Annotated in this window: 2 protein-coding genes; both read left to right on the forward strand. The window is 74.1% G+C overall.

Annotated elements, in window-relative coordinates:
- On the forward strand, window positions 1-393 hold a 393-nt coding region (locus ACIQWA_RS40865; RefSeq protein ID WP_402492251.1), incomplete at its 5' end, for a phosphopantetheine-binding protein.
- A gap of 36 nt (window positions 394-429) precedes the next feature.
- Window positions 430-4,199, forward strand: a 3,770-nt coding sequence (locus tag ACIQWA_RS40870; RefSeq protein ID WP_402492253.1) for a type I polyketide synthase, incomplete at its 3' end; no start/stop codon positions are given.

Here is a 4,199-nt window from a genome sequence, read left to right on the forward strand (position 1 = left end):
CTCGGCATCGACTCCCTCACCGCGCTGGAACTGCGCAACCGGCTGACCGCCGTCACCGGCCTGCGCCTCCCGGCGACCCTGGTCTTCGACCACCCCACGTCCGCCGTCCTCGGCGCCCACCTGCTCGGCGTGCTCCTCGACGAGCAGGACGCGGCGGACGGAACGGCGCTGTTCGGCCAACTCGACCGGCTGGACGCGGTCCTGGCCGAAGCGGACACCGACGAGGCGACGCGCGACGCGGTCTCCCTCCGGCTGCGCCGAATGCTGGAGAAATTGCGAAAGCAGGACGCGCAGAATGCCGAGGACGCCATTGCGGAGCGGCTCGAAGCAGCGAGCGCGGACGAGGTCCTGGCCTTCATCGACAACGAGCTCGGCCGTCTGAGCGACAGCTGACCGACCACGCCTCATCACAGGAAGGCACCACCCCCCATGTCGAACGACAGCAAGCTCGTTGACTACCTCAAGTGGGTCACGGCCGACCTGCACCAGACCCGCCAACGGCTGCTGGAGGCCGAGTCGGGCCGGCACGAGCCGATCGCCATCGTCGGTATGGCCTGCCGCCTGCCGGGCGGGGTGACCACCCCCGAGGAGCTCTGGCGGCTGGTCGCGGACGGGGGGGACGGCATCACCGGGTTCCCCGCGGACCGGGGGTGGGACATCGCGGCGCTGCTCGGTGAGGGCAGCGGCAGCAGCGCCTCGATCGAGGGCGGGTTCGTCGCGGCCGGCGAGTTCGACGCGGGCTTCTTCGGGATCTCCCCGCGCGAGGCCCTCGCGATGGACCCGCAGCAGCGTCTGCTGCTGGAGACGTCCTGGGAGGCCTTCGAGCGGGCCGGCATCGACCCGAGCGGCCTGCGGGGCACCCGCACCGGCGTGTTCGTCGGCACGGCGGGCGTCGACTACGTCGGCGTGGTGATGAATTCGGACGAGGACATGGAGGGCCACGCGACCACCGGCCTGACGGCGAGCGTGCTGTCCGGCCGGGTGTCGTACACCTTCGGCCTGGAAGGTCCGGCCGTCACCGTCGACACGGCGTGCTCGTCCTCGCTGGTGGCGATGCACCTCGCGTCGCAGGCGCTGCGGGCCGGCGAGTGCACGCTCGCCCTCGCGGGCGGGGTGACCGTCCTGTCCACGCCGATGAGCTTCTCGGGCTTCTCCCGGCAGGGCGGCCTGGCCCCGGACGGGCGCTGCAAGGCCTTCGCCGACGCGGCGGACGGGACGGGCTGGGCCGAGGGCGTGGGCGTCCTGGTGCTGGAGCGGCTGAGCGACGCGCGCCGCAACGGCCGCCGCGTCCTCGCGGTCGTCCGGGGCTCGGCGGTCAACCAGGACGGCGCGTCGAACGGGCTGACGGCGCCCAACGGCCCCTCGCAGCAGCGGGTGATCCGACAGGCGCTCGCCAACGCCGGGCTGTCGGCCGGAGAGGTCGACGCCGTCGAGGGCCACGGGACGGGCACGCCGCTCGGTGACCCGATCGAGGCCCAGGCCCTGCTCGCGACGTACGGGCAGGACCGCGAACGGCCGCTCCTGCTGGGCTCGCTGAAGTCCAACATCGGGCACACCCAGGCGGCGGCCGGCGCGGCCGGCGTGATCAAGACGGTGATGGCGCTGCGACACGGCGTGCTGCCGAAGACCCTGCACGTCGACGCGCCGTCCGCCGAGGTGGACTGGTCGGCGGGGGCCGTCGAGCTGCTCACCTCGGCTCGCCCCTGGCCGGAGGTGGACCGGCCGCACCGCGCGGGCGTGTCCTCGTTCGGGATCAGTGGGACGAATGCGCACGTGATCGTCGAGGAGGCGGTGGAGGAGGCTCCCGAGGAGGGCTCTGCGGCTGACGGTCCGTCGGTGGTGCCGGGTGTGGTGCCGTGGGTGGTGTCGGCGAAGTCGCAGGCGGCGCTCGACGCGCAGCTGGAGCGGCTGGCCGGGGTCGGTGGCACTCCCGTGGACGTCGGGCTGTCGCTCGCGGGACGGTCGCGCTTCCGGCACCGGGCGGTGCTGGTGGACGGGGCCGAGGCCGCGCGTGGGGTGGCGGGGGAGCGGTCGGCGGCGTTCCTGTTCTCGGGGCAGGGGTCGCAGCGGTTGGGGATGGGGCGGGAGTTGTACGCCCGGTTCCCGGTGTTCGCGTCGGCTTTCGATGCCGTGTGCGCGGAGTTCGAGCCGGGCTTGCGGGAGGTGGTGTGGGGTGACGATGCGGAGCTGCTGAATCGGACGGAGCATGCCCAGGCGGGGTTGTTCGCGGTCGAGGTGGCGTTGTTCCGGCTGCTGGAATCGTTGGGTGTGGTACCGGAGTTCCTGGCGGGGCACTCGATCGGTGAGGTGGCGGCGGCACATGTGGCGGGGGTGTTCTCGCTGGCGGACGCGTGCGCGCTGGTGCGTGCGCGGGGTCGTTTGATGCAGGCGCTGCCTTCGGGTGGCGCGATGCTGGCCGTGCAGGCGGCGGAGGACGAAGTCCTGCCGCTGCTGGGCGAGTTGGTGTCGATTGCCGCTGTCAACGGCCCGACGTCGGTGGTCGTCTCGGGTGCGGAGGAGGCGGTCTCGCGGATCGAGGCGCGCTTCGCCGACCGGAAGACCACGCGGTTGCGGGTCTCGCACGCGTTCCACTCGCCGCTGATGGAGCCGATGCTGGCGGACTTCCGCGAGGTCCTGAACGGCCTGACCTACCGGGCCCCTTCGATCCCGCTGGTCTCCAACCTCACCGGCGCCCTGGATGGCGACTTCACGACCCCCGAGTACTGGGTACGTCACGTCCGTGAGACCGTGCGCTTCGCCGACGGCCTGCGCAGTCTGCGCGAGGCCGGGGCCACCGCCTTCCTCGAGCTCGGCCCCGACGGCATCCTCGCCGCCCTCGCCCAGCAGGACGGCCACGACTTTGAGGCCCCCGCGCTCCCGCTGCTGCGCCGCGACCGGCCCGAGGAGCACACCCTCGTCACCGCGCTCGCCCGCCTGCACGTTACCGGTGTCCCCGTCGACTGGGCCCGGCTGTTCGACGGCACCGGCGCCCAGCGCGCCGACCTGCCCACCTACCCCTTCCAGCACGAGCACTACTGGCCGCGCCCCTCCCGCCGCGTGGGCGACGTGACCGGGGCCGGCCTGTCGCCGGCCGAACACCCGCTGCTGGGCGCGACCGTCGCGCTCGCGAACGCCGGGAGCACTCTGCTGACCGGCCGCCTGTCGCTGAAGGCGCAGCCGTGGCTGGGCGACCACCGGGTGGGTGGCGTGGCCGTGTTCCCGCCGACCGGGTTCCTGGAGCTGGCCGTCCGCGCCGGTGACCAGGTGGCCTGCGACCGGGTCGAGCGGCTGACGCTCGCCGAACCGCTCGTCCTGCCCGAGGACGGCGCGGTCGTCGTCCAGATCCAGGTGGACGCCCCGGAGGCCTCCGGCGTCCGCCCGGTGCGGATCTTCTCCCGTCCGGACGCGGACGCGGACGTCGACGCTGCGTGGACGGAGCACGCCTCGGGCGAGCTCGTCCGAGGCGAGCGCACGGCGGAGTTCGACGCCTCGGTCTGGCCGCCGAAGGGCGCGGTCGTCGCCGAGCTGGCCGGGATCCGGGAGGAGGCGGACCTGGGCCCGGCCTTCGACGGGCTGCGGTCGGTGTGGCGGCGCGGTGAGGAGACCTTCGTCGAGGCGGTCCTGCCGGGCGGGACGGCCGACGAGGCCGCGGCGTTCGGCGTGCACCCGGCGCTGCTGGCGGCCGTGGTGCGGGCGGACGGCCGGGGGCTGGTGCCGACGGCCTGGTCCGGGGTGACGCTGCACGCCTCGGGCGCGTCCGTGGTCCGGGCCCGGCTCGTGCGCACGGGCGAGGAGACCCTCGCGCTCGCCCTGGTGGACGCCGCCGGGGAGCCGGTGCTGTCGGCGGAGGGCCTGACGCTGGCCGAGCCGGGCGCCGTGGCACAGGGACCGGCCGCCGCGGGTTCGCTGCTGCGGCTGGAGTGGGTGCCGGCGCCGTCGCGCGCGGGTGAGCGCGTGTCGGTCGTGACGCTGGGGGAGGAGGTCGCGGAACTGTCGGAACTGCTGGAGCTCGGCGGCGACGACGTGCCGGGGGCCGTGGTGGTCCCGGTGGCGGGCGGTTCGACGCCGGAGGACGTGCACGAGGTGACGGCGTGGGCGCTGGGACTGGTGCAGGAGTGGCTGGCGGAGCCGCGCTTCGTCGACGCGCGTCTGGTCTTCGTCACCCGGGGAGCCGTGGCGGGTAGTGAGGTGTCGGACCT

It is taken from the genome of Kitasatospora sp. NPDC098652, from assembly GCF_044760155.1.
Lineage (GTDB): Bacteria > Actinomycetota > Actinomycetes > Streptomycetales > Streptomycetaceae > Kitasatospora.